This is a genomic window from Mycobacterium pseudokansasii, assembly GCF_900566075.1.
Lineage (GTDB): Bacteria > Actinomycetota > Actinomycetes > Mycobacteriales > Mycobacteriaceae > Mycobacterium > Mycobacterium pseudokansasii.
Map to the genome: position 1 here is coordinate 1,726,365 of NZ_UPHU01000001.1, position 25,276 is coordinate 1,751,640.

At 66.6% G+C, this 25,276-nt stretch carries 26 protein-coding genes and 2 pseudogenes; 14 read left to right on the forward strand and 14 right to left on the reverse strand.

The window, feature by feature from the left end:
- Positions 1 to 220: 220 nt before the first annotated feature.
- Positions 221 to 1,570, forward strand: a complete 1,350-nt coding sequence (locus EET10_RS07945; protein WP_063466353.1) for a WS/DGAT/MGAT family O-acyltransferase — start codon at positions 221 to 223, stop codon at positions 1,568 to 1,570.
- Here the strand turns inward: EET10_RS07945 and EET10_RS30640 are convergent.
- From EET10_RS30640 to EET10_RS07965, 5 genes and pseudogenes are all read right to left on the reverse strand, one after another.
- The gene (locus EET10_RS30640) at positions 1,539 to 1,928 is read right to left on the reverse strand and encodes a PaaI family thioesterase (RefSeq protein ID WP_244601883.1); all 390 of its coding nucleotides are present in this window, start codon (positions 1,926 to 1,928) and stop codon (positions 1,539 to 1,541) included. The genes EET10_RS07945 and EET10_RS30640 overlap by 32 nt on opposite strands.
- Before the next feature lie 18 nt (positions 1,929 to 1,946).
- Positions 1,947 to 2,750 (reverse strand): annotated as a pseudogene (locus tag EET10_RS30645) (enoyl-CoA hydratase/isomerase family protein); the annotation flags it as partial.
- A gap of 1 nt (position 2,751) precedes the next feature.
- Positions 2,752 to 3,996 carry a phytanoyl-CoA dioxygenase family protein gene (locus EET10_RS07955; RefSeq protein ID WP_036407507.1) on the reverse strand — a complete coding sequence of 415 codons (1,245 nt, stop codon included), beginning with the start codon at positions 3,994 to 3,996 and terminating at the stop codon, positions 2,752 to 2,754.
- A 349-nt stretch (positions 3,997 to 4,345) separates the two neighbouring features.
- Positions 4,346 to 5,278, reverse strand: a complete 933-nt coding sequence (locus tag EET10_RS07960; protein ID WP_051490807.1) for a 3-hydroxyacyl-CoA dehydrogenase family protein — start codon at positions 5,276 to 5,278, stop codon at positions 4,346 to 4,348.
- Positions 5,279 to 5,496: 218 nt separating this feature from the next.
- Positions 5,497 to 5,745 (reverse strand): hypothetical protein, encoded by a 249-nt coding sequence (locus EET10_RS07965; protein WP_036407509.1) that lies wholly within the window; start codon positions 5,743 to 5,745, stop codon positions 5,497 to 5,499.
- Positions 5,746 to 5,847: 102 nt separating this feature from the next.
- Here EET10_RS07965 and EET10_RS07970 point away from each other — a divergent pair, with 102 nt between their 5' ends.
- Positions 5,848 to 6,279, forward strand: a complete 432-nt coding sequence (locus tag EET10_RS07970; RefSeq protein ID WP_063466351.1) for a DoxX family protein — start codon at positions 5,848 to 5,850, stop codon at positions 6,277 to 6,279.
- A 61-nt stretch (positions 6,280 to 6,340) separates the two neighbouring features.
- Here EET10_RS07970 and EET10_RS07975 read toward each other — a convergent pair whose 3' ends face one another.
- Positions 6,341 to 6,898 carry a TetR/AcrR family transcriptional regulator gene (locus tag EET10_RS07975; protein WP_036407510.1) on the reverse strand — a complete coding sequence of 186 codons (558 nt, stop codon included), beginning with the start codon at positions 6,896 to 6,898 and terminating at the stop codon, positions 6,341 to 6,343.
- Positions 6,895 to 7,218, reverse strand: coding sequence for a DMT family transporter (locus tag EET10_RS07980; RefSeq protein WP_036407512.1), 324 nt, complete (start codon positions 7,216 to 7,218; stop codon positions 6,895 to 6,897). The genes EET10_RS07975 and EET10_RS07980 overlap by 4 nt, the downstream gene beginning before the upstream one ends.
- An 89-nt stretch (positions 7,219 to 7,307) precedes the next feature.
- Here EET10_RS07980 and EET10_RS07985 point away from each other — a divergent pair, with 89 nt between their 5' ends.
- Entirely contained in the window at positions 7,308 to 8,573 is a 1,266-nt protein-coding gene (locus EET10_RS07985) for an MFS transporter (RefSeq protein ID WP_036407514.1), read from the forward strand.
- A 10-nt stretch (positions 8,574 to 8,583) separates the two neighbouring features.
- Here EET10_RS07985 and EET10_RS07990 read toward each other — a convergent pair whose 3' ends face one another.
- Positions 8,584 to 9,318: an LppU/SCO3897 family protein gene (locus EET10_RS07990; RefSeq protein ID WP_099188151.1), complete on the reverse strand. Its 735-nt coding sequence runs from the start codon at positions 9,316 to 9,318 to the stop codon at positions 8,584 to 8,586.
- An 85-nt stretch (positions 9,319 to 9,403) separates the two neighbouring features.
- Positions 9,404 to 12,037, reverse strand: a complete 2,634-nt coding sequence (gene adhE, locus EET10_RS07995) for a bifunctional acetaldehyde-CoA/alcohol dehydrogenase (protein WP_122502036.1) — start codon at positions 12,035 to 12,037, stop codon at positions 9,404 to 9,406.
- A gap of 117 nt (positions 12,038 to 12,154) precedes the next feature.
- Here adhE and EET10_RS08000 point away from each other — a divergent pair, with 117 nt between their 5' ends.
- Positions 12,155 to 13,279 (forward strand): adenylate/guanylate cyclase domain-containing protein, encoded by a 1,125-nt coding sequence (locus EET10_RS08000; protein WP_246013615.1) that lies wholly within the window; start codon positions 12,155 to 12,157, stop codon positions 13,277 to 13,279.
- A gap of 19 nt (positions 13,280 to 13,298) precedes the next feature.
- Here EET10_RS08000 and EET10_RS08005 read toward each other — a convergent pair whose 3' ends face one another.
- The 3 genes from EET10_RS08005 to EET10_RS08015 form a co-directional block, all read right to left on the reverse strand.
- Positions 13,299 to 14,129 (reverse strand): oxidoreductase, encoded by an 831-nt coding sequence (locus tag EET10_RS08005; protein ID WP_099188153.1) that lies wholly within the window; start codon positions 14,127 to 14,129, stop codon positions 13,299 to 13,301.
- 101 nt (positions 14,130 to 14,230) lie between these two features.
- Positions 14,231 to 14,524: an FAD-dependent oxidoreductase gene (locus EET10_RS08010; protein WP_122502037.1), complete on the reverse strand. Its 294-nt coding sequence runs from the start codon at positions 14,522 to 14,524 to the stop codon at positions 14,231 to 14,233.
- Complete coding sequence (locus tag EET10_RS08015; protein ID WP_036407522.1) at positions 14,521 to 14,898, reverse strand: FAD-dependent oxidoreductase; 378 nt, start codon at positions 14,896 to 14,898, stop codon at positions 14,521 to 14,523. Before EET10_RS08015 ends, EET10_RS08010 begins: the two co-directional genes overlap by 4 nt.
- Before the next feature lie 59 nt (positions 14,899 to 14,957).
- On the opposite strand from EET10_RS08015, the pseudogene EET10_RS32195 reads away from it, so the two are divergent.
- The 4 genes and pseudogenes from EET10_RS32195 to EET10_RS08035 all read left to right on the forward strand — a co-directional run.
- Positions 14,958 to 15,728: pseudogene (locus EET10_RS32195) on the forward strand (AMP-binding protein); the annotation flags it as partial.
- A 136-nt stretch (positions 15,729 to 15,864) separates the two neighbouring features.
- Positions 15,865 to 16,287 (forward strand): AMP-binding enzyme, encoded by a 423-nt coding sequence (locus EET10_RS08025; protein WP_063466345.1) that lies wholly within the window; start codon positions 15,865 to 15,867, stop codon positions 16,285 to 16,287.
- Positions 16,288 to 16,332: 45 nt separating this feature from the next.
- The gene (locus EET10_RS08030; RefSeq protein ID WP_036407525.1) at positions 16,333 to 17,715 is read left to right on the forward strand and encodes a WS/DGAT/MGAT family O-acyltransferase; all 1,383 of its coding nucleotides are present in this window, start codon (positions 16,333 to 16,335) and stop codon (positions 17,713 to 17,715) included.
- Between the two features lie 35 nt (positions 17,716 to 17,750).
- Positions 17,751 to 18,215, forward strand: a complete 465-nt coding sequence (locus tag EET10_RS08035; protein WP_036407528.1) for a cyclic nucleotide-binding domain-containing protein — start codon at positions 17,751 to 17,753, stop codon at positions 18,213 to 18,215.
- Positions 18,216 to 18,396: 181 nt separating this feature from the next.
- Here the strand turns inward: EET10_RS08035 and EET10_RS08040 are convergent, their stop codons facing one another.
- Positions 18,397 to 19,062 (reverse strand): nitroreductase family protein, encoded by a 666-nt coding sequence (locus tag EET10_RS08040; protein WP_036407531.1) that lies wholly within the window; start codon positions 19,060 to 19,062, stop codon positions 18,397 to 18,399.
- A gap of 2 nt (positions 19,063 to 19,064) precedes the next feature.
- Complete coding sequence (locus EET10_RS08045) at positions 19,065 to 20,591, reverse strand: Hsp70 family protein (protein WP_063466342.1); 1,527 nt, start codon at positions 20,589 to 20,591, stop codon at positions 19,065 to 19,067.
- 165 nt (positions 20,592 to 20,756) lie between these two features.
- On the opposite strand from EET10_RS08045, the gene EET10_RS08050 reads away from it, so the two are divergent.
- From EET10_RS08050 to EET10_RS08075, 6 genes are all read left to right on the forward strand, one after another.
- Positions 20,757 to 21,140: a SpoIIAA family protein gene (locus EET10_RS08050; protein ID WP_246013616.1), complete on the forward strand. Its 384-nt coding sequence runs from the start codon at positions 20,757 to 20,759 to the stop codon at positions 21,138 to 21,140.
- Between the two features lie 28 nt (positions 21,141 to 21,168).
- Complete coding sequence (locus tag EET10_RS08055; protein ID WP_051490813.1) at positions 21,169 to 21,684, forward strand: CAP domain-containing protein; 516 nt, start codon at positions 21,169 to 21,171, stop codon at positions 21,682 to 21,684.
- The gene (locus tag EET10_RS08060; RefSeq protein WP_036407595.1) at positions 21,681 to 22,022 is read left to right on the forward strand and encodes a DUF732 domain-containing protein; all 342 of its coding nucleotides are present in this window, start codon (positions 21,681 to 21,683) and stop codon (positions 22,020 to 22,022) included. The genes EET10_RS08055 and EET10_RS08060 overlap by 4 nt, the downstream gene beginning before the upstream one ends.
- A 154-nt stretch (positions 22,023 to 22,176) precedes the next feature.
- The gene (locus tag EET10_RS08065; protein WP_036407534.1) at positions 22,177 to 22,944 is read left to right on the forward strand and encodes an MlaE family ABC transporter permease; all 768 of its coding nucleotides are present in this window, start codon (positions 22,177 to 22,179) and stop codon (positions 22,942 to 22,944) included.
- The gene (locus tag EET10_RS08070) at positions 22,941 to 23,795 is read left to right on the forward strand and encodes an ABC transporter permease (RefSeq protein ID WP_036407537.1); all 855 of its coding nucleotides are present in this window, start codon (positions 22,941 to 22,943) and stop codon (positions 23,793 to 23,795) included. Before EET10_RS08065 ends, EET10_RS08070 begins: the two co-directional genes overlap by 4 nt.
- A gap of 25 nt (positions 23,796 to 23,820) precedes the next feature.
- Positions 23,821 to 25,272, forward strand: coding sequence for an MCE family protein (locus EET10_RS08075; RefSeq protein WP_036407539.1), 1,452 nt, complete (start codon positions 23,821 to 23,823; stop codon positions 25,270 to 25,272).
- The last annotated feature ends 4 nt before the right edge of the window (positions 25,273 to 25,276 follow it).

The window sequence follows — 25,276 nt, forward strand, 5'->3', positions numbered from 1 at the left end:
GTGCTGTTTCGCGACATCCTCGGTACCCGGGGTAAACGTAGGACCGTGCGGCCCGTGCTTGTGATCCGCTCACAATCTCCTGGATCGGTGTTGGCGCGCTGGCACGAGCTGCCATAGCCGTTGGGCCGTTAACTTTTTCAGCATGATCAAGCGCGGTGCCCCCAATCCCGCCGCGCCAGTGGTCTAGGCCTTCGAACAACTACCCGCGCAAGGACAAGCCATGAACCTGATGTCACCTGTCGAGTCGATGATGTTTCTCGCCGAGTCGCCCGGTCACCCTATGCATGTCGCAGGGTTGCAGCTGTTCGATCCGCCGCAGGACACCGGGCGGGAATTCGTCCGTGAGTACTACGAAGGGCTCCGGGCATGTGACGATGTGCAGCCTCTTTTTCGCCAGCGTGCAGCGACCCTGCCAGGAGGGCTGAGTGCCGCATGGTCTTCGGCGACCGACGTCGACCTCGACTACCACGTGCGGCACTCAGCACTGCCCGGCCCCGGGCGGGTGAGGGAGCTGCTCGAACTGGTATCGCGTCTGCAGTCCGGCATGCTCGACCGGCACCGTCCGTTGTGGGAAACCCATGTCATCGAGGGGCTCGCCGACGGACGCTTCGCCGTCTACACCAAGATCCATCACGGCCTCGTCGATGGGATATCGACCATCAACCTTCTCCAGAATTCGCTCAGTGCGGATCCACTCGACCGGGAGATCCGTGCGCCGTGGGCGTCGCCCATTCGAACCGACGAGCACGCCGGAGCTTCGTCAAGGTTGCAAATTCTGATCGACACAATCAAATCGGTCCCGCGACTTGGCGCCTCGACTCTCCGTTTGGCGCGTTCCGCCCTGCTCGAACAGCAGATGACCTTGCCGTTCCAAGCGCCGCGAACCATGCTCAACGTCCCGATCGGCGGCGCCCGACGCTGCGCTGCCCAGTCGTGGTCGCTGCAGCGCATCAAAGACATCAAGAACGCCGCGGGTGTTTCCGTCAACGACGTCGTGCTTGCGATGTGCGCCGGCGCTCTGCGCGGGTACCTGACCGATCAGAACGCACTGCCCGAAAAGCCTTTGGTGGCAATGGTTCCAGTCAGCCTCCGCACCGCCGACGACGCCGCTGGCGGCAACGCGGTCGGGGCGGTGCTGGCCAATCTGGCCACGCACGTCGACGACCCCGCTCAGCGTCTGGCCGCGATCAACTCGTCCATGCAGCAGAACAAGGCGGTCCTCGCACAGATGCCCAGGCCGCAGGCGATGGCGTTGGGAATGATGTTGCTCTCGCCGGTGGTGCTGGGCGGAGTGACGGGAATGTCAGCGACGCGACCGCCATTCAACGTGTGCATCTCGAACGTGCCCGGTTCCCGAAACCCGCTGTATGCCAATGGCGCTCGGCTGCAAGGCAGTTATCCGATGTCGATCGCGGCGAACGGACAGGCGCTCAACATCACCCTGGTCAGCAGCGGCGACAGCCTCGACTTCGGTCTGGTGGGATGCCGCAGTGCCATGCCGCATCTGCAGCGGATGCTGGCACATCTGGAGACGTCACTCAAAGACCTGGAGCAAGCCGTCGGGTTGTGACGGCGTGACTGCCGATCGCACGGGCGACCATTTCGCCGTCCTGGAAAACTTCCGCCTCCGAAGCGACGACGCGGCGACCGGCCTTGGTGGTGCGCGCTAGGCAGGTCAGTAGTGTCCCGGGAACGGCGGGCCGCAGGTACTGAATCGTCAAGTCGAAATGCGGAGCCGTCAGCTGTTCACCGAGTGCGGAATGGACCGCCAGTCCGGTGGCCGCGTCCAGAAGGGCCGCGAGGAATCCGCCGTGGACCGTTCCGCGTTCATTGCAGTGCTCTGCCGTCGGCATGGCCTCCACAACGGCCTGCTGCTCGTCGGAACGCCCATACCGGAAGCCGAGGAGTTCGGCAAAGTGATGCTTCATCGGCGCGTCAACCTTCCGGTCGGGAAGATCCTGCCAGTCAGCCGGAACCGACGCCGTCCACATCGGCGCGCGCTTTGCCCGATAGGCCGCAACCGCCTCCCTGCTGTCATCACGTCCCATCAGTCGTCGATGAAGTTGGGTCTCCAACTCGGCCACCTGCCGTGGCGCATACCCGTTGATCGCGGTGTCCCACAGCAGCCGCTTGGACAGCGCTGCGGACATGGGCGCCACGTTCTCGATGATGTCGGTTGCGATCGTCATGGCATGCGTCAGGACCTCGGTACCCGGCACGGCGGCGGCGATGCCCATTCTGGCGACTTCGGTACCGCGGATTGTGCGGCCGGTCAACAACAGGTCTGCCGCGGTGGCCAGCCCGGCCAGACGCAGCAGCGTCCAATGCGACATGCAGTCACCGATCACGCCCCGCCGCGATTGGACGACTCCGTATTTGGCTTCCTCGGCGACGACGCGGATGTCGGTCTGAAGCGCGAGGGTGAACCCGATGCCGATGGCGTGGCCGTTCATGGCCGCGATCACCGGCTTGCGAAGTTCGAACGCCGCCGGCTGGATCGGGGATGCGGAGAAGTCGCTGTGCGTAGGTGAGTCGAACGGATCGGCGTCGCTCATGTCGGCGCCTGCGCAGAACGCCGATCCCGATCCGGTCACCACGATGACGCGCACGGAGTCGTCGCTGTCGCAGCGGCGGTAAGCCTCGCCGAGGCGGCGGCCGATCTCAGGAGTGTAGGCGTTGAGGGCATCGGGTCGGTTGAGCGTAAGCAGTGCCACCCCGTTGCGGACTTCCTGTCTGAGGACGTCGTGCATCTCAGTAGCTGGCGGCACGGGTGGGCACCTTGCCGCCGGAGTCCGTCCGGAAGAGGGCGTCGTTGTAATGGCATCCCGCCGGCACGAAGTGAAACGTCTTCTCCTCGGCGAACTTGTAATACAGCACCCGCCGGCCGGCGTTGGCGCCGGTGGGCGGCGGCGTGCTGTGCATGGTGTCGCCGTAGTGCAATGTCAGGTCGCCCGGCTGGGTCTGAAGCCTGACCACGGGAAATGTGCCCTCTTGGCCCCACGGCATCCAGTGCTTGGTGTAGCGGTGCGAGCCGGCCAGCACCATCAGTTGACCGTTGACGGCGTCGGCGACGTCGAGTTGTATGCCGGCCTGAACCAGGGGGCACATCACCGGGTGGCCGCCGATGCCGTCGTCGACGTGCCAGCCGAGGTCACCGTCGCCCTGGACCACGTGGGAATTCTTGATGAAGACCATCGGGCCGTCGAGGCGGTCGTCGCACACTCGCAGCTTCGGGTTGGCCAAGCGGGCGAAGTGGGTCAGGCGCTCGTCGAAGCAGAGTTGTTGCAGCGCATCCGAATACCGGCCGAGGTAGTTGATCCGGGTCACCACCTCCGCGCCGGCGGCGTTGACCGACCACCATGAGAAAGGATCGCCGGGTTCGGCGCGGGCCCGCGCCTTTTCCACTTCCACTCCCAGAGTTTCGGCTTCGGATGCGGTGTAGACGCCGCGAATATGCAGGTATCCGGCAACCTCAAAGAAGTGGCGCATCTCGTCCTGGTCGTCGTCGGGGGCGAACGACCGGTGCAGGTCCAGCGGTCGGCCGTCGGCGTCGACGAGAGACTCCCGCACCGCGTCGCTGTAGATCGGCATGCCGCTCACCAGCGTTCGGATGGCCGGCTCCCAGCGCCGCCAGCCGTCCACCGAACCGCGGATGACCCGTGCCCGGTCGGTGCGCACCGATCCGCTGGCGGTCAGCAGGGCATGGAGGAACTCCGAGAAGGTCGCCTCGTCCAACTGGACCAGAGTCGCGGCCTGAGCGTCACCGGCGACGGCTTCGATTCCCTGCGGTGTTGCTCGCCAGGTGAAGGTGCTGCCATCGGGAATGCGGAAGGCCAGGGGAGGAGCGCCCGCGAGGTCGCCGACCACCATGAACCCGTGCCGGCCGTTGAGGGCGGGCAGCTTCGTGAGGTGGAAGTCGGTGAACGAGTAGGGCGCAAACGAGTCCGCGATTGCGTCGACCCACGGCAGCCCGGTGCCGACCCGGTCCGTTCCCATTCACCCTCCGTGTTACGAGGCAACACAGATGTTTCTCTTTACACTACGGATCGCGAGCGGGGGTGGGCAGTCAACGACGCCGAACTCAGCGACGACGCCCGCGCTGCGGGTGCGGCGCTGCTGGGTCCGGCGGGCAAGCCGGTGGGGACGCGCTGGTGGTATGTGGTCCGAGCGAGCACTTCGTCGGCGTATCCCGCTGAGCGGCTCGGTAGGTTTCAGGTGCGTCGCCAGGTGCGCGATCGCCGGCGCCGACAGCACCGGGGTGCATGCGCATCCGCACTCGATGCCGATGTTCGAGATCGTGGCGCCGTGCACCGAAGTTGCATGAAAGCCGTTTGGGCACAGCAGATTACGGCACGGCATCATAGTCGGAGTAGAACCCGCGGCCACTCTTGACTCCGAAGTCCCCGCGAGCCAGGTATTCGCGCAGCAGCGTCCGCGGGCCTTCGGGTATGCCGTCGCGGACCTGCGCGTAGTGCTCTTCGACGTCGAGCACCACGTCGAGGCCGATCTGATCCATCATGCGGAACGGCCCGGCCGGTGAGCGGAAGACGTCCTGAAAGATCCGGTCGACATCCTCGGGCGTCGCCACGTCCTCCTGCACGACCATCAGCGCCTCGCGTTTGATGGCGGCCCAGATGCGGTTGAAGATGAAGCCGACGCTTTCTCGCCGCACCTCGAACGGCACCAGCCGGTAGCGGGGCAGAAGTTTTTTCAGCGCGTCGATGATGGCGCTGTCGGTCGTGCCGCAAGACATCAATTCGACACTGTTGGCAAGCGGAGGCATCAGGAAATGCATGTTCAACAGCCGCCCGGGGTGCTTGACGGCACTGGCCATCTGGCTGCTCGGATACGACGACGAGTTGGTCGCCACGATCGCGTCCCGGTCGGCGAGTTCGTCGACGGCGGCCAGCAGCTTCCGCTTGATCGCGAGATCCTCTGCCGCCGACTCGATGATGAGCCACGCTCCGCGAACGGCATCCTCGAGCGGTGTGACGACCTCAACGGTTCCCGGCGGTGGGTCGGAAACAGCGAGCATCTCGCGCACCTGCGGTAGCTGGTCGGCCACGAAGCGCTTGGCTGATTCGGCGCGATCCGGGGTGCGGTTGTAGATGTGTACCCGGCTGCCCCCGAGGGCGAACATCAGCGCGATACGAGCGCCGAGCGTACCTGCTCCGAGGACCAGAACGGGACGTTGTTCGATGTCGCCGGGAATCGCATAGGACGTCGATTGCGGGGTCGCAGCGCCGATATGCTCATCGCCGATCTGGTTCGTGTTCATGCCCTGTCTCCATTACCGTTGACGTGGTTGCGCCGCGGCGCAGCGCCGGCTTGTCGATCTTGCCGGACGCCGGCAAACTCGCGCAGCGTTTCCGGGACGTCCCTGGCATGACGCCGAGCCGGCGGTGAGCAACGCCCGAATCGGTGTACCCGGTTGGTCGCACGGGTCCGGTGACCGCCACCTCGGGGCACGCGCGCCAGGCGAAACTCAGTTGTGGCTTACAGCTCGCAGCGCTCGTGCGGCGCGGGGTCGTAACACGTCGGTGTCCCATGCGGGCAATAGGGAAGGCTGTGGTCAGCGGTTTTTCGCCAGCCCTGGCGAATCAGCTTTCTCGCCAGATACCGTGCCGCCTGCATTCCCTGCCCCCTGCTGTACTGAGGTCCGGAATATTTGATGCCGTAGTAGGCGTCGTAGACATCCTCGGCGAGGGCGTCGATGAGTCTCCTTACTTCCGGTGGGGTGCTCATGGATCGGGAGTTCCCAATTACGCCTGAGCGAAAAACTGCGACGCTGAACTTCTATGGACACGCCTGCGCGCGTCGCCGGACCGCTCGCCGTAACGTTGGGCTGTGGCGCATGATCTCAACCAACGCCTCTCCCGTTATTCGCCGGCTGTGCTGAGCCTCTTTCGATTCGTCTATGGACTACTCTTCGCCGGTTTCGGCACGATGAGCCTCTTTCGGTGGCCGATTCCTCCCAGGTACGCCGTTGAGTTCGGATCCTGGCCCGCGTGGTATGCCGGCGTGATCCAACTGGTCACGGGGGTTTTGGTGGCAGCCGGGTTGTTCACCCGTGTTGCCGCGTTCATCGCCTCGGGCGAGATGGCCGTGGCCTACTTTTGGATGCACCAACCGCGCTCACTCTGGCCCATCGGAGATCCGCCGGCGGGCAACGGCGGAGTTCTGGCGATACTCTTCTGCTTCGGCTTTTTCCTGCTGGTCTTCACCGGCGCGGGGACCTGCTCGATCGACACCGTGCGAGCTCGGCGGCATGCAGCGTGACGCCAGTGTCACGCTCGGCCCCGAGGGTGACACTGGCGTCACGTTCGACGACGCATCGCGCTCAGGTGTCGGCCGCCAGCCTGGCGAGGGCATCCGTGAGGGCCTCGACACCGAGCGGCGTGCCGGTGATCAGCGAATGCACCGTGGCGCCGTCGAGAAACACCGTGACTGCTTCAGCGGCCCGTCGACCGATGCGTGGTTCCAGCAGCGCGACCAGGCCCTCCGGCCACAGCCGCGCCAGGGACTGCAACTCCGGCCGGTGACTTGCCGCGACGTACAACTCGCTGAGTGTGCGGTGCCGGTCCAGGTCGGTCAGGTATTCGGCGGCGAGCCGCGCCAGGGTATCGGGGAGATCGGCGGCCTGATCGAGATCACGCCGCCACTGCTCCAGCCAATCGGCGGCGCTCGTCGCGACGTGGGCGAGTGCGGCTTCGCGCAGGGTCCCGAGGTCGCTGAAGTAGTAGGTCGTCGACCCGACCGGAACAGCGGCTTCCGCGGCGACCCGGCGGTGCGTCAGTTCCCCGAGGCCGTGGCGGGCGATCACCCGCCCCGCTGCCTCGATGATCGCCTGCCGGCGCCCGACCGGGTCGCGGGGGCGACGGTGGGACTCCGCGGTCAATGCGCACCGGCAAGGTTCAACGTGAGCACCCCGCCGATGATCAGCCCGACGCCCAGGACCTTTGCCAGCGACACCGGCGAGCCGAGGAAGAGTACGGCGATCAGCACGATGGCGGCGGTGCCGATCGCCGACCACAACGCATAGGCGACGTCGGTCTGCATGCCCCGCGCGATCGACAATGCCAGCAGAGCGAACGCGACGGCGTAACCGGCCAGACAGCCGACGGTCGGCCACAGCCGGGTGAACCCTTCGGTGCTCTTGAGCAGGGTGGTGGCCACCACCTCGGCGAAGATCGCGCACAACAGAAACAGATAAGCCAAGACGCCTCCTCGTGTACGAACGTACATGTACAAATGTACATTACATTTCTGAGTTTGGTGTATCGGGCCGAATACGCCACACTAAGTCGATGCGCCCCTGGATCGTCTGGGCCGTCGGGCTGGCGGCATACATTGTCGCCGTCTTGGACCGCACGACGCTGGGTGTCTCCGGTATGCAAGCGGCGCAACGCTTTTCCGCCAGCCCAGGAGTGTTGTCGACTTTCGTCGTGCTGCAGGTCATCGTCTATTCGGGCAGCCAGATCCCCGCCGGGGTATTACTTGACCGCTTCGGTTCACGGGCGCTGATCGTCAGCGGCGCCACTCTGATGGCCGCCGGCCAGTTCACCCTGGCGTTCACCGGGTCGTTGCCGACGGCCATCGCCGCGCGTGCGGTTGTCGGCCTGGGCGATGCCGTGATGTTCATCTCGGTGCTGCGCCTGGTCTCGTACTGGTTTGCGCCCAGGCGTGTCCCGCTCGTCACCCAGCTGACCTACATGTGCGGTCAGCTGGGCCAGGTGCTGTCGGCGGTGCCGTTCTTGGCGATACTGCTCGGCGCCGGGTGGACCACCGCATACACCTCTGCTGCGGCCCTGGGTGTGATGTCGGCAGCGCTCAGCCTGGCGCTGGTGCGCAACGCGCCGAAGGGACACCCGGTAGCCACCGAAGGCACCACCCTGCGGGACACGGTGGCCGGCATCAAGACGGTGTGGTCGCGTCCTGGCACCCGGCTGGGGTTCTTCACTCACCTGAGCACCCAGTTCTCGCTCACGGTGTTCGCATTGATGTGGGGTGTGCCGTATCTGACCAAGGCCCAAGGGCTTTCGACTCACCTCGCCGGTGCGCTGCTGACCGTATCGGTGGTCGCGGCGATCGCCTCGGGACTCGTCCTGGGCATCCTGACCGGCCACCATCCGCACCGGCGGTCCACCATGGCACTGAACATCGTGGCCGCCAACGTCGTGGCCTGGACCGTCGTGCTGGCGTTGCCGGGACGTGCTCCGCTGTGGTTGCTGGTCGTGTTGATCATCGTCATCTCCGTCGGCGGTCCGGCGTCGATGATCGGCCTGGACTTCGCGCGGACGTTCAACACCAGCGCGACGCTGGGCACCGCAAAGGGCATCGTCAACATGGCCGGCTTCTTCGCTGCCCTATTGGTCATGCAGGCGATGGGAATGATCCTCGAGATCACCGACGACTACTCGTTCGCGTGGTTCCGGCTGGCCTGGACGGTGCAATACCCAGTCTGGGCGCTGGGCATCGTCGGCATCGTGGTCACGCGTCGAAAAGCGCACCTAGTCAACGCAATTGAAGAGGATATCGTTCCCGGCGACACCGAGACAGTGGCGCCCGGCTAACGGCGTGGGTTCAATTGTTCCCGGCGCGTTCGGTGCAGTAGGTCCGTTTCGGCTGCGGATACGTCAGGGCGCGGGTGCGTTTGGGGCAAGCCGACGCGTCGGTGCTGCCGTCGATTCGTTTGACGACCCTGACGGTGCCCGTTCTGGAGCAGCTTGCCGGGCGGACCGTCTTGTCGTCGTGTTCGGAGGCGTAACACTGGCCCTGCAGCAGGTTGGCCGCAAAGCACATCCGCACGCCGTTGTGCTCCGCCGACAGGTAGCTGCTGTCGTTGCGCTTGCCGTCCGGACAATTTCCGTTCGAGTCCGCGTTGGCGGCGTATTGGAGCACCGCGTCGGAATTCGAGCAACTGCTCGGGTGCCAATCGGGCGGGTCGGTCAGGATCGAATTGGTCAGGCAGTCGCCGATTGCCAGGCGGCTGGAGTGCCGTACCGCATTGGCCAGTGTCCCCACCACCGCCAACGCGCCCACGACCAGCAGGACGATGCCGGCGACGATCAAGCCGGTGCCGGCCGGCTTCGACGGCGCCGGCTGCGGCGGCATCGGATAACCGGGTGCGGGTGGGTAGCCGGGGGGCGGCGGGGCGCCCGGATAGCCCGGAGGTGGCGGATAGCCCGGCGGATACCCGATCGACGCCTGCTTGCGCGACACCGAACGCTTCCGTATTCCGACGATCAGCAGGATCAGACCCGCGACCGGCAACACGAGCGAACCGACAATCGTGCCTGCCAACGCCGCAGCGTTCATGGTGCTCCTCCCCGCGGGAAACGACCGTTGGCCAGGAATGTCATCCTCGCCGTTGGTCGATACCGACGAGAATCGCGGCAGTCGCTCAGCTTCCGGTTGACTGCTCGGGGCCGCCGTCATCGTAGTAGCCCAACCGCAGCAATGTGGTGATCTCGCTGACCAACGGCATCCGCGGGTTGGTGCGGTTGCTCAGATCCTCGAAGGCCGTCATCGCCAACGCCGGCAGCGCCGCGAGAAACGCCTCTTCGTCGACGCCGAACTCCCGCAGCGACCGCGGCATCTTCAGCCGGTCCAGCAGGTCGTCGACCCCCGCGAACAACCGGCGGCGGCATTCGTCGGGCTCGTGGCCGCCGAAGATCAGCTGGCCCAGCTGCGCGTACTTGTCCGGGGCAACGTAGGCCGAATATCCGGGTGCGGGCATGAATTTGGTTGGCAAACTTGCGTTGTAGCGCAACACATGCGGCAGGAAGATTCCGTTGGCCCGTCCGTGCGAGATGCCGAACGCGGCGCCGACGGCATGGGCGAGCGCGTGATTCGTGCCGACGAACGCGTTCGAAAACGCCAGCCCGGCAAGGGTTGCCGCGTTGGACATGGCGGTGCGCGCCGACAGGTCGTCGGGATCTTCGTAGGCCCTGGGCAGTGCGTCGAAGATCAGCCGTGCCGCCTGGGCGCACAGCGCGTCGGTGTAGGGCGAGGCGAAGATCGACACGCCCGCCTCCAGCGCGTGGGTCAGCGCGTCGATGCCGGTGTCGGCGGTCAGTGTCGGCGGCATCGATGAGGTCAGCACCGGGTCGACGATCGCGAGGTCGGGCACCAGGCTGTAGTCGACCAGCGTCTCCTTCTTGCCGCGCACCGTCAACACCGCCGCGGGCGACACTTCCGACCCGGTTCCCGATGTCGTGGGGACGGCGACTAATTGGACACGATGACGGTCGACGGGATAGTCGGCCACCCGCTTGCGGGGGTCGAGGAACGGCATCGTCAACTCGTCGAGGCTCTTGTCCGGGTGTTCGTAGAACAGCCGGATCGCCTTGCCGGCGTCCAGCACCGAGCCGCCGCCGACGGCGATCAACAGATCGGGTTGCACCCGCGCCAGCAGCGCGACGCCGCGGCGGATGGTCGACTCGTCGGGCTCCGGGGTGACTTCGGCGAACACCTGCACGTGACGGGTGCGCAACTTGGAGCGCAGCATCTCGATCACACCGCGCTCCTCGGTCAGGGCATCGGTCACCACAACGACGGTTTCGCAGTCCAGCTCGCGCAGGTTGTCCAACGCGCCTTCGTTGAAGTAGGTGTTGGACGGGACGCGGAACCACTGCGGCGGGGTGCGCCGGCGCGAGACGGTCTTGATGTTCAGCAGTTGCCGGTAGTTGACGTTCTCGGTGGTGCTCGACCCGCCCCAGGTGCCGCAGCCCAACGAGAACGTGGGCGTCAGGTTGTTGTAGACGCCACCGAGTGCTCCGACCGACGTGGGCGCGTTGACCAGGATGCGGCCGGTGCGAACCGCCAAACCGTATGTCTCGATGACGTTTTCGTCGTTGGCGTAGACCGCCGAGGTGTGCCCCAGACCCCCGTGCTCGGTGACCAGGACGGCGACGTCGATGGCGTGCCGGACGCTGCGAGCGCGCACCACCCCGAGTACGGGCATTAACTTTTCCTGCACCAACGGGTGCGCGGCGAGTTCGTCGAGATCGGCCGGCAGCGCCGCCAGCAGCACCTTCACCGTCGGTGACACGCTGAACCCGGCCCGTGCGGCCAATTCCGACGCCTTCTGTCCGACCGCCGCCAGCGAGATCTTGTCGCCGCAGCCGAACGCGAACTCGGCTATCGCCGTGGCCTGCTCGGGGGTGAGCAGCTGGGCACCCATCCGCTCGAACTCGGCGATCACCTCGTCATAGATCTCGTCGTCGATGACGCAGGTCTGCTCGGCCGGGCAAATGACCGAGGAGTCAAAGGTTTTCGAGATCAGGATGTCGACGACGGCGCCTTTGAGGTCCGCCGTCTTATGGATGTAGATGGGCGCGTTGCCGGGACCGACGGACAGGCCCGGCTTTCCGGCCGCATTCGCCAGCGCGACGATCTTCGGGCCGCCGGTCACCCAGATGAAGTCGACCTGCGGGTGTTTGAACAGGTAGTGCGTCACCTCGTGGGCGGCGTCGGGGATGACCTGCAGCGCCCCCGGCGGCATCCCGGCCGCCTCGGCCGCCGTGCGCAGGACTGCCAGGCTGCGTTCACACGAGCGCACCGCATACGGCGATGGGCGGAACAGGATGGCGTTGCGGGTCTTGGCGGCCACGATCGCCTTGAACAGCACCGTCGAGGTCGGGTTGGTCACCGGGGTGATGGCCAGCACCACCCCGATCGGCTCGGCAACGTAGGAGATATTGTGCTCGACGTCCTCGTCGATGACCCCCACCGATTTCTTGTCGCGCAGGTAGTCGTGCAGGAACTCGGTGGCCACGTAGTTCTTGACGACTTTGTCCTCGAAGACGCCGAAACCGGTTTCCTCGATCGCCACGCCGGCCAGTTCCCCCGCCGCCCGAACTCCGGCGCGCACCATCGCCTCGACGATCGCATCGACCTGCTGCTGGTCGAGCGTGCGGAATACTCGGGCCGCCTGCGCAGCCGCATCGACGATGGCGTCGACCTCGCGTCTGCGGTGCTCGTCGACCGCGGGTGCGTCGACCGGGGCGGCCTTTTCGGCGTGCGTAGTGGTCATGGTCGGATCCTCGACTCGGGGAAGGGCACTGTAGGTATCCCGAATGAGCCGATGCTAGGGGTCTGCGGTGGGGCGTAACGAGGGTCGGAAGGCCCTAGGTTGCTGTACGTTGACGCGGTGTCAGTAGAGCCGGACAACAACGACGTCGAGTCGTTGGGGTTGCTCGATCACCTCGATGGACGGGCGCGTCAGGAGCGTGCCGAGCTCATTACCTGGCTGCTTGATCGTGGGTTCGACGTCGACCAGATCCGCGGCGCGTTCATTCCGATGCTATTGCCGGCCAACCGCGCGATCGGCGACGACGGAACCACGGTGTCGGCCCGCGAGATTTCGGAGTCCAGTGGCGTCAGCCTCGAACTGCTGCAACGGCTGCACCGCGCGGCGGGACTGGTTCGGGTCTACGACCCCGATTCGCCGCTGCGGTCACGCGCCGACGCGGAGGCGGTGCTCAACGCCGCGCGGCTGGTCGACCTGGGATTGGATCCGGCACGGGTCGGATTGGTCGTGAGACTTCTGGTCGAGGGCCTCACCGGCCCGGCGGTGGCGCTGCGCCGGGCGGCCCTGCAGGCGTCGTTGAGCCCGGGCGCCACCGAACTCGACCTGGCGAAGGCCTTCGAACACCTGGCGCAACAGGCCGAGCCGCTGCTCGGCCCGATGGTCGACGATTTGTTGCGACTGGTGCTGCGACATTCGTTCGAGACCGAGGCGATCAACGTGGCCGAGCGCGCCGCCGGCACCTTGCCGGGCGCGCGGGACGTGGCGGTTGCCTTTGCCGATCTCGTCGGATTCACGCGGCTGGGGGAGCAGCTGCCACCGGACGACCTGGGACTGATCGCCTTTCGGCTCAGCGATCTGGCTCACGATGTCACGGCGAGTCCGGTGCAGTTCGTCAAGACGATCGGCGACGCGGTGATGCTGGTCTGCGCCGAAGCGCCGCAACTGCTGACCACGGTGCTGGACCTGGTCGAGGCGGCGGCCGCCGAGAAAATCCTGCGGCTGCGGGTGGGATTCGCGTTCGGACGCGCCATCAGCCGTTCCGGAGACTGGTACGGCAGCCCGGTCAACCTGGCCAGCCGGGTCACCCACGCGGCGCCGTCAGGCGCGGTGTGGGTGACCGAGGCCGCACGCGAGGCGATAGGCGACGCGCCGGGCCTCGAGTGGTCGTTCGTCGGCGCACGCCATCTCCGCGGGATTCACGGCGAGGTTCGGCTGTACGCCGTCCGGCGGGCCACGTCGGGGTGATCCGCTTTCGCCACCGGTGTCAGGAGTCGAGATCGGTGCCGGCGCTGAGCTGTTCCCAGGTGGCGATCTCGTCGGCCCGCTGCTCGGCGATGTAGCGGTACAGGGCCAAGGCGTCGGGTCCCAGCAGCAAGAACCCCGGCGGTTCCGGTGATTCGACGGCCGTGATGATTGCCGCCGCGGCCTTGGCGGGGTCGCCCTGTTGGTTGCCGTCCATGGTGTCGTTTTCGATGCGGCGCTGCCCGGCGGTGGCGGCGTAGTCGTCGATGACCGTGGCCGACTGGGTGAGCGAGCGGCCGGCGAAGTCGGTGCGAAACGCCCCCGGTTCGACGACGATGACCGAAATGCCAAGGGGCGCAACCTCACCGCGCAGCGCCCCGCTCATTCCCTCGAGGGCGGCCTTCGCCGCGGAGTAGTAGCCGGAGGCCACCGGGGTCAGCTGAACGGTGATCGAGGAGATGTTCACGATCGAGCCGGAGCGGCGAGTCCGCATGCCGGGCAATACGGCCTTGATCATCGCGACGCTGCCGAAGAAGTGCGTCTCGAACAGCGCGCGGATGTCGGCGTCGTCGCCCTCTTCGACCGCGGAGCGGTATCCGTAGCCGGCGTTGTTGACCAGCACGTGGACGCCGCCGAACCGCTCTTCGGCCGCGCGCACCGCCGAGGTGACCTGGTCGGATTTGGTGACGTCGAGAGCCACGGCCAGCACCCGGTCCGGCGTTGCGTCGGCCAGCTCGGCGACCGTGCTGACGTCACGTGCGGTGACGACGACGTTGTGGCCGGTGTCGATAGCGGCTTCGGCGAGCGCACGCCCGAGCCCGCTCGAGCAGCCGGTGATAAGCCATGTGGACATTGAGAAATGTCTCCTTTCGGTCGAGACAACCTTGGCACCACGCGGCCAGACTGCCGGCGGCGGGCTCGTCTTCCGCCGCTGCCGCGCCCCGCGCCGCCGCGCTAGCCGGCTCGCGCAAGATCGTCAATGACCGTCTCGGCCGCCTTCTTACCGGTCGCCAGCGCGCCCTCGGTGCACGCGATCGGAAACAGGTACTCGCCCGCCAAGTACAATCCAGCGACGTCGTTCATGTGATTGTCGAGCAGGTCCTGGATTGCCACGAACTGCCCGGGGGATTGCAGGTTGATCGCGCGATCCCAGCGGAAAACTTTGGTGATCTTCGGGTCGTCCGGAAAGCTCGGACATATTTTCTGCAGCTCCGAAATCGCGAGGCGGCGCCGTTCCTCCTTGCTCATGGTGGCGAGTTTTTGTCCTCCCAGCCACGGGTGGGGGCAATGACCACCGGCTTATCCCGCGAGTTGCTGCCCAGGGAGGCAAAGTCCAGAACGGTCTTCTCGCCGGCGGGCATCATGACGACGTAGAACGGCGTATCTGTCTGCTCGACGAGCGGTTTGTCCAGACCGAACTGATAGTAGTAAGTGGAGCTGTATTTGCAGGTGCCAAGGGCTTTTTGCATCGCCTCGGGAAGATCGGGGATCAATTGCCGTGCGACCACGGCGTCGACGGCGCAGACCACCCGCCCGGCCTCGACGAAACCGTCGTCCGTTGCCACGCCCAGCACCCGGTTGTCCTCGATACTCACCTTGCGCACCGGGGTATTGAGACGCACACAGCAAGGCTCGCGCGGTCCCGATCAACGTCAACTACCGCTACCGGCAGAACGAGCTGATGCACATCTACGCAAACTCCGGATCCGTACTGGCGATCGTCGCCCCCGACTATGTCGATCTGGTCAACGAGATCCGGCCCGCGCTGCCCCACCTGGGGCAGGTGCTGGTGCTCGGCGAGGACTACGACGCGGCGTTGGCAAGCGCGTCACCGCGGCGCCGCATCACCGGCCGCAGCGGCGACGACCTTTACATCCTGTACACCGGCGGCACCACCGGTCTGCCCAAGGGTGTGGTGTGGCGCCAGGAGGACCTGATCCGCGGCGCGCTGAATGCTCAACGCTGGAATGCCTCGCTGGACAGCGTCGAGCAGCTCGGCGCGGAGGCGGCCGCTAACGAGTTCCCGGTGCGGGTTCTCACCGTTGGACCGCTGATGCACGGCGGCACCCAGTGGATCCTGGGCAACTGCCACGTCGCCGGCGGCACTTTCGTCGTGACCACCCAGCGCAGCTTCGACCCTGCTAAGACGCTCGACTTGGCGTCCAGAGCCAAGGTCACCGCGATCGCCGTCCTCGGCGATGCCACCGCTCGCCCTCTTGCCGAAGCGCTGCTGGCCGAACCGGACCGTTGGGATCTGGACAGCGTACTGGCGGTGGCCAACGGGGCGGCGCCGTTGTCGGCGGGCGTGCGGGCGCAGCTGCGCGAGGCGCTGCCCAACCGCATCATCAGGGACACCCTGGGCGCCTCGGAGTCCGGCGTCACGCTGAACCGCTTCGACGACGGTAAACCCAGGACCACGCCGATATTCGACGCGGACCCCGACGTCATGGTGGTCGATGAGCAGCTGCGGCCCTGCCCGGTCGGCCAGGTCGGCATGCTGGCGCGCAGCGGCGCCATTCCGCTGGGCTACTTCAACGACCCGGACAAGACGGCGGCCGCCTTCAAACACATCGACGGGCAAACGCTGGGTGCTGCCCGGCGATCTCGCCCGCCGCGAGCCGGACGGCACCATCTCGCTGCTCGGCCGCGGCGTGGTCACCATCAACTCCGGCGGCGAGAAGATCCACCCCGAGGAGGTCGAGGGCGTGCTGCTGCAACACCCCGACGTGTTCGACGCCGGTGTGGTCGGCACCCCGCACGAACGGTGGGGCGAACAGGTCACGGCGCTGGTGCAGTTGCGCGCCGGTGCGACATTGAGCCTGGAGCAGCTGCAAGACCACAGCCGCAAGCTCATCGCCGGGTTCAAGGCGCCCAAGGCGGTGTTCACGGTCGACCACGTGCCGCGCACCGTGCTCGGCAAGATCGACTACCGCGCGCTGAAGTCGTTGGCCCTGGAACTCTTGGGTCTCGACAAGCGCGAGCCCGACCGGGACACCAATCTCGGTGGATAGCGCGTTTTCGGGGTTGCCTGGCCCGCGACGCTCTACGCTGTCGTCGTGAGGCGGTTGTCCGCTCTGGACGCGGCGTTCTGGTTCGCCGAGACCCATACCTGCCCAATGCACATCGGCGGTCTAGCGATCTGTGACCCCACGAGTGCGCCGAATTTCGGTTTCGATGCGGTCAAAGACCTCATGGCTGCACGTCTCCCGGAGCTGCCGTTGCTGCGGTGCCGCGTCGCCGGCGCACCCCTTGGCCTGGACCGGCCATGGTGGGTCGAGGACACCAGGCTCGACATCGACTATCACATCCGGCGCGTCGCGGTGCCCTCGCCGGGCGGACGCCGCGAGCTGGAGGAGCTTGTCGGCCGCCTGATGTCCTATCCACTGGAGCGCAGCAGACCCCTGTGGGAGATGTGGTTCATCGAGGGTCTCGAGGGCGGTCGTGCCGCGACCCTGACCAAGATCCATCACGCCCTCATCGACGGGGTGTCGGGTGCCGGCCTGAGTGAGATCATGCTGGACGTCACGCCGCAACCGCGACCACCGGCCGTCGGGGTCCAGGAGTCGTCGGCGGCCGGCATGCCGCGTTTCGAGCGGCGCGCGCTGGGCGCCATGTTCAACGTCACCGTCGCGACCCCCTACCGGTTGGCGCGGATCCTGCAGCAGACGCTGGTCCAGCAGCTGGCCGTGCGGCGACTGGCCAACAAGCCGCCGCATTTCTTCCAGGCGCCGACCACCCGGTTCAACGCCGACCTCACGCCCGAGCGGCGGGTCGCGTTCGCCCGAGTGCCGCTGGATCGGGTGAAGGCCGTCAAGCAGGCCTTCGGCGTCAAGCTGAATGACGTTGTGCTGGCGATGGTTTCGGGTGCCCTGCGCGGCTACCTCGAGGAGCGTGGGGAGCTGCCCGAGCGGCCGCTGATCGCCCAGATCCCGGTCTCGACCCACCGCGACGACACGCGGTCCGCCAACCAGATCGCGTCGATGACGATGAGCCTGGCCACCAACGTCGCCGACGTCGCGGAGCGGCTGAACACCGTCTACCGAAATTCCCGGGGCGCCAAGGAGATGGCCAAAGCGCTCACCGCCCACCAGATCATGGGTCTGACCGATACGACGCCGCCGGGCCTGCTGGCCCTGGCCGTCCGGGCCTACACCGCCAGCCATCTCGGCGGCCGCGTCGCCCCGATAAACCTTGTCGTCTCCAACGTTCCCGGGCCCGACTACCCGATCTACCTGGCCGGCGCGGTGGTGGAAAGCCTGATGCCGATCGGCCCCCTGACCATGGAGGTGGGCCTGAACGTCACCTGCTTCAGCTACCGCGGGTCCATCGATTTCGGCTTCGTCACCACCCCGGAGGTCGCCGACGATATCGACGAACTCGCCGACGCGATCGAGCCCGCGCTGACCCAGCTGGAGGAAGCCGCCGGGCTCGTGGCCTGAATCGGCTGCTAATACTACTAAGAAAGGAATTCACAGTGCAGACGCTCGAACGCGTTCTGGCCGGACATAAGTTCTTCAGCGGGATGGACGCGCGTCATCTGCAGTTGGCGGTCGGGTGTGCGGCGAATGTGCGCTTCAATGCCGGCGAGTTGATCTGCCGCGAAGGTGAGCAGGCTGATCAGTTCTACCTCATTCGCGCCGGCAAGATCGCGCTCGAAACGTCTTCTCCTGGCCACGGCAGCCTGGTTGTGCAGACCCTCGGCGACGGCGACATCCTCGGATGGTCGTGGTTGGTGCCGCCCTACCACTGGCGCTTCGATGCGCGCGCGGCCGAGATGACGCGGGCGATCGGTTTCGACGGCAAGTGCCTGCGCCGGAAATGCGAAGAGGATCACGAACTCGGGTACGAGCTGCAAAAGCGTGTCATCGCCGTACTCGGAGAGTATCTCGATGCCACCAGGTTTCGGCTGTTGGACATCTATCGCGACGCCATCGAATGAAGTCACTGCGACGGCGGCCAAGCCTCGCCGAAACCCGCATCGGGGCTTGGCTTCCGCAGAGTTCAGCGCTGGACCCACCACCGCGACCGCGTTCATCGAGTGTGCAGCTACTGCGACCGCGTTCGGCGAGTCGGGTGCGTGGCCGCAGGGTCGCGGCCGGCTTGAACACTGCAGCCGCGGCTTAGCCGTCGAATGCCGGGCCGCCGAAGCGCTCCCGGGTGACGAACTCGGCAGCCGGCCGGCGGCGCAGCTTGGTCAGCTGGCGGGTGGGCCTGCCGAGCGGCACGATCGCGGCGACCGCGTGGGTGCCGGGAATGCCCAGCATTGCGCGGACCTGCTCCTCACGGGCGATCGCCATGGTGGTGATGGTGCCGCCGTAGCCCTCGTTTCGAGCGGCCAGCAGGATGTTCCACACCAAGGGATACACCGACGCGCCGGCGGCGATCCCGACCCGGTCCAGGTCCTGATCCAGCGCCGCGACCACCTCCAGGTCAACCGAAACAACCAGCACCACCGGCGCTTTGGCGACCGAGGCAACGAATACCTCAGGGACTTCGGTGTTGTCGACGACCTCCCGCGGCACCTCGCTGGGATGGACCGGATTCCAAGGGTTTTCACCCGCCTGCAGCTGGGCGAGGTAGCGGCGGGCGGCCGGGATGCCCAGCTCGGCCAGGCGACGACGGACGTCGGCGTCGCGTACCACGGTGATGTGGGCGCCCTGCCGGTTGCCGCCGCTGGGGGCGAACCGGGCGGTGTCGAAGATGCGTGACAGCACCTCGTCGGGCAGCGGGTCGGCGGTGAACTCGCGCGCCGCGAACGTCGTTCGCATGACGTCGTAGAGCTCCATGGTCACAGCCGTGCCGGGGCGCGTCGCTCCAGCCGGAAGGTGCGCCTGAAGCCGGTGGGCTGGGCCGTGAGGGTCACTTCCACCGCGCCGCCGGGGGCGACGACGTAGCGTTCCTCGACATCGGGCCCGTCGTTGCACCGGCCGACGGGTTGCCGCCCAAGGTCGTGGCGGTGATACAGGGCCGGGTCGAAGGGGAAGTAGACGGGATCGTAGGGGGTCACGTCCCCGTCGGGACGACCGTCGACCAGGCGGCTGCACTCCACGAACCGGAAATGACCGATGTTGTGCGCCGCCCGATAGGTCCGCCGAACGACCAACGGCGAATGCCCGTCGGCGGGAAGCGAGGCGTCCTTGGGCACGATCGGATCGAACACCACGTCGGCGCCGGCCTGCGCCTCGCGGAAGACTCCGAAATGCCGCGAAAAGTGTTCGGACAACTGGAAATTGGCCTTCGTATCGAGAAAGACCGCCAGCCCGATGGCGGTCGCGGCAAACGGGTGCGGCGAGCGTTTCACCCGTTTCTCCCCGAACGCGGTGCGCAGCATGCGGGAAATCAGCGGAAAGCCGCCGGCCCCGCCCACCAGGTAGATGCCTGCCACCTCGGACCAGGCGGCGCCGCTTCCGGTTGCCACCGGGTCGTGCAGCACCCGCGAGAGCACATCGATGGTCTGCTCGACGAGCGGCGCGCAGGCCGAATACACCTCGTCGATGCCGCAGGCGAACGGCGGCCTGTCGATCCCGTCGAGCACCGTCAGGTCCACCAGGAAGCGGCGGGTCTGCGGCCCGATGGTCTCCTTGCGTGCGGCGCATTCCTCCCTCAGCGGGTCGGATGCTTGGGCAACTCCGGGCAGCTTCGCGCCGGACACGACGAGCTGCAGTATCGCCTGGTCGAAATCGTCGCCACCCAGACGCTGGATGCCCTCGCTGACGACGACTTCGTTGACCTGGCCCGTCATTTTCAGCAACGAGGCGTCGAAGGTGCCGCCGCCGAGGTCGTAGATCAGGACGTATTCGCGTTTGGCGGTGATGGTGGAGCGGTACCGGTGGGCATACTCGAGGCTGGCCGCAGACGGTTCGTTCAGCATTGCGACGACGTGAAAGCCCGCCGCGAGAAAGGCGTCCAGCGTCATAAAGCGTTGCGCGCTGGACGCATTGGCCGGCACACTGATCGCCGCCTCGATCGGTTCGCCGGGCTCGAGTCCGGCGTTGGAGCGATGCCGAAGATCGTCTTCGAACCGCGCCAGGTAGCCGGTGAGCAACTCGGCCAGCGGGTAATCGCGGCCGGCCAGGTTCACCTCGGTGTGCGGTCCGGCGTCGTTGAGCAGACGTTTGAACGAGCGCAGCACCGACCACCCCGGCTCGCGGCGCACGGCGGCGGCGTCCAGCCCGAACCGGATCTCTCCGGCCGCGTTTGCCGCGATGAGCGACGGCCAACCCGCCACCCCGTCGAAGGAAACGACGGGGTAGTTGCCTCTGTCGACGACCGCGGCGACGGTGTGCGTGGTGCCGAAGTCGATACCGACTCTCATCGCGCCCAATTTTAGGCCCGATGCCAGGCATTCCGGCACTACCCGCGTTGCCCGGCGTGCCGTCGGTGGCGGGTCTTTCGGTGACTTTGGCCTCTACGCCACGCCGCCCGGCGAGGAGACGATGACCAGACCGCAATTGCATCGGACGGGCGGACGCGAGGAGGCATGGTGATCGAGCGCCTGCAGGGCTTTCCCGACAACGTCGCCGCGTTCGCCCTGCATGGGCACGTCACCAAAACCGACTACCGCACCGTCCTGGTGCCCGACTTGGAAGACAGGCTCGCCCGCCATCAGAAGGTGCGGATCTACTGTGAAATACCGCATGACTTCCAGAAATTCGATCCCGGTGCGCTCTGGGAGGATTCGAAGTTCGGTTTCGGCCACGTCTTCGACTGGGAACGCGCCGCCTTGGTCACCGACGTGGAATGGATGTCGCATGTGGCGAAATTCAGCCAGTTCTTCGGCTTTCTGTGGCCCGGCCAGTACCGCGCATTCCCGAACGCGGATGTCGGCGAAGCGCGCAAGTGGATCACCGAACCGCACGAGTGACCGCGATAGCGGGCGAGGCCGGCAACGCATCCGGTCGCGGGGTTGGGGTTGCGTCCTGGCGGCGCTGCTCGCGGCCGGAGCGCTCGCGACGCCGCCCGCGAACGCGGACAACAAGCGCCTCAACGACGGCGTCGTCGCGAACGTCTACACCGTGCAGCACAACGCCGGCTGCACCAACGATGTGCGGATCAACCTGCAGCTGCAACTCGCGGCGCAATGGCACACCGTCGACGTGCTCAACAACCGCGCCCTCGACGGTGACCTCGGCTCTGATGGCTCGACCGTGCAGGACCGCGCGACCGCCGCGGGCTACCGCGGCAGCGTCGCGGAGACGGTGGCCATCAACCCGGCCCTGGCGATCAGCGGCATCGAGGTGATCAACCAGTGGTACTACAACCCCGCATACCTGGCGATCATGCAGAACTGCGCCTATACGCAGATGGGCGTGTGGTCGGAGAACAGCCTGGACCGCAGCGTGGTCGTCGCCGTGTACGGCGCACCGGCCGACCACTCGGCGTCAAGGGGGTCAAGGGGCTCGGCCTGATATTGGCCGCGGCGGCCTCGACGGGCGTCGTGGTGTCCACCGGTTCACCGGCGGCCCACGCCGACGCGGTGGCCTACCTGGTCAATGTGACGGTGCGCCCGGGCTACAATTTTGCCGACGCCGCGACCGCGCTGGCATATGGGAACGGCATCTGTGAGAAGGTGCGGGCCGGCGAGCCCTACGCACAGCTCATCAGCGAGGTCAAAAGCGACTTCGACACCTCCGACGAGTATCAGGCCTCCTACCTGATCAGCCAGGCAGTCGGCGAATTGTGCCCCGCCCAGATCCGGCAGTTGCGGCAATCGGCCGCCGGATACGTTGCACCGGCGGGCTCGTGAGGGTGTCCGGTACTCGAGCTGCAGAGGACCTTCGTCTACACACTTCTGACAAACGACTCTTCCTCGAAGTACCAGGTGGCGACCATAGTCCCTGCAAGAACGCAGCAACACGCTCGAGCGCAATGGAGCGTAACAGGAAAGGGAAGCCGCGCTGATGGTTTCATCCGACACCGTCACCAAGCCGCTGCGTTCCGTCGGCGAATTCTTCGCCATGTCGCTGGACACCTTTGTGGCGATGTTCAAACTGCCCTTCCCGTGGCGGGAGTTTCTGCTGCAAAGCTGGTTTGTGGCACGGGTTTCCATCGTTCCGACGCTGTTGCTGGCGATTCCGTTCACCGTGCTGGTGGTGTTCACCCTCAACATCCTGTTGGTGGAGTTCGGCGCCGCCGACTTCTCCGGCACCGGCGCAGCCACCGCCTCGGTCACCCAGATCGGGCCGGTGGTGACGGTGCTCGTCGTCGCCGGCACCGGAGCCACCGCGATGTGTGCCGATCTGGGCGCCCGGACCATTCACGAGGAACTCGACGCGCTGCGGGTCATGGGCGTCGACCCAATCCGCCGGCTGGCGGCGCCCCGCGTGCTGGCCGCCACCGTGGTCGCGGTGTCGCTGGTGTCGCTGGTGACCCTGGTCGGCCTCGCCGGCTCGTTCGTGTTCTCGGTGTTCGTCCAGCACGTTACGCCGGGAGCTTTCGCCGCGGGCCTGACGCTGATCACCCACCTTCCCGAACTGATCCTGGGTCTGGTCAAGGGCGCGCTGTTCGGCATGGCCGCCGCCCTGATCGCCTGCTACAAAGGCATTTCCGTGGGCGGCGGCCCGCAGGGTGTCGGCAATGCCGTCAACGAGACGGTTGTCTACTCCTTCATCGCCTTGTTCGTGATCAACATCGTCGCGACGGCCGTCTTCTACGTAGGCCCGCAATGAGCGCCGACCCGCCGGTCGAGCGGCTCGCCTGGATCACTCACCGGGCGAGCGGCTTGGCGGCCGGCTGGAATCGGGTCGGCTCCCAGGTGACCTTCTACGGCCGGACTATCGCCGAAATGCGAACGGCGTTCAGCCATTACGGCCGCGAGATCATCCGACTGATCGCTCAGATGAGCCTGGGCACCGGCGCGCTGGCGGTGATCGGCGGCACGGTGGTCATCGTCGGCTTCCTGACCTTGTCGACCGGTGCCGTCATCGCCGTGCAGGGCTACAACCAGCTGTCCGGCATCGGGGTCGAGGCCATGACCGGCTTTATCTCCGCCTACGTCAACGTTCGCATCATCTCACCGGCGGTCGCCGGTGTCGGTTTAGCGGCCACCATCGGCGCCGGTGCCACCGCGCAGCTGGGCGCAATGCGCATCGCCGACGAGATCGACGCGCTGGAGGTGATGGCCGTCCGATCGGTGGCCTACCTGGTCTCCACCCGGGTGGTGGCCGGTGTGGTCGTGGTCATCCCGCTGTATTGCATTGCGGTGGTATGTGCTTTCCAGGCCGCCCGGTTCGGCACGACCGGGGTCTACGGTCAGTCCACCGGCGTCTACGACCATTACTTCCGTACCTTTCTCAATTCGACGGACCTGCTCTGGTCGTTCCTCACGGTGATCGCCGCGGCCGTCGCCATCATGCTGGTGCACACCTATTACGGCTACACCGCCAAGGGCGGGCCCGCCGGAGTGGGCGCGGCGGTCGGCCGCTCGGTGCGCACCTCGCTCATCGTGTTGACGCTGATCGTGCTGGCGATCTCGCTATCCGTGCACGGCCAGTCCGGCCATTTCAATCTGTCGGGATAGCCGGGTAGTCAGGGGAGCCGCGACCATGTCGGAATCACGTTCGCAGCGAACGCATCCCGGGTGGTGGACGCTCGTGCTGGTGATCGCCGTCGTCGGCACCGTCGCCCTGACCGCCGCGCTGTTCTCCGGGTCGTTCACGTCATCGGTGGCGGTGACGGTGCTGTCCGACCGGGCCGGCCTGGTGATGGATCGCGGCGGCAAGGTCAAGTTGCGGGGAGTGCAGGTGGGCCGGGTCAGCGAGATCACCGCCGGGAACGACTACGTGACCTTGACGTTGGCGATCCAACCGGATCAGATCAGATACATCCCGGCCAATGTGGGCGCCCGGATCCGGGCCACCACCTTGTTCAGCGCCAAATACGTCGACCTGGTTTACCCGCGCTACCCCAGCCCGCAGCGTCTGGCCGCCGGGACGGTGCTTCGGGCCGAGAATGTCGGCACCGAGGTCAACACGATGTTCGCCAACCTGGTCAAGGTGCTCAACCAGATCGATCCGGCGAAGCTGCAGGGGGTGCTGTCCGCGCTGGCCGAAGGTCTGCGCGGGCACGGCGCGACGGTCGGTCAGAGCATCACCGACGCCAACCAGGTGCTGCTCGCGATCAATCCGCGCGCCGAAACGGTCCGGGCGGACACGCGGGCGGTCACGCGTCTCAGCGACACCTATGGTGCTGCGGCACAAGATATCCTGAAGGTCCTCGATGCGGCCGGCGTCACCAGCGCCACCATTGCCGGGGAGGCGCCGGCGCTGGATTCGCTGCTCGCGGAGATGATCGGCCTGTCGCGCAGCGGTATTGCGCTGCTGGGTGCGAACAAGGACAGGCTGGTCACCGCCGTGAACCTGCTCGACCCGACCACCAGCCTGCTGACGAAGTACCACGGGGTTCTGACGTGCATGCTGGTCGGCGCCAAAGTCGCGCTCGACACCGGCTATCTGGATGCCACCGGCGGCGCCAATGGCTACTCACTGATCATCGACAGCACTCCGTTGTTCGGCGCCGACCAGTACCGCTTTCCGCAGAACCTTCCGATCGTCGGCGCCAAAGGCGGACCCGGCGGTAAGCCGGGCTGCGGATCGCTGCCCGACGTCGCCGCCAACTGGCCGCTGCGCCAACTGATTACCAATACCGGCTGGGGAACGGGGCTCGATATCCGCCCCAACCCCGGAATCGCTTTCCCGGGATACGCCGACTACCTCCCGGTCACCCGAGGACAGCCCGAACCGCCCAGCGTCCGCTATCCGGGCGGGCCGGCCCCCGGCCCCATCCCGTACCCGGGTGCGCCGCCCTACGGCGCTACGCAGTACGCACCGGACGGGTCTCCGCTGTACCCGGGCCTGCCGCCGGCGCCGCCGCCCGGCGCCCCGCGCGAACCAGGGCCCGCGCCACCGGGATCCGAGCCGTTCGTCGTCCCAGCGCCGGCGCAGCTGCAGCCGACACCGGCCCCGCCGCTCCCTCGAGAAGCGACACCGTCGCCGTGACGCC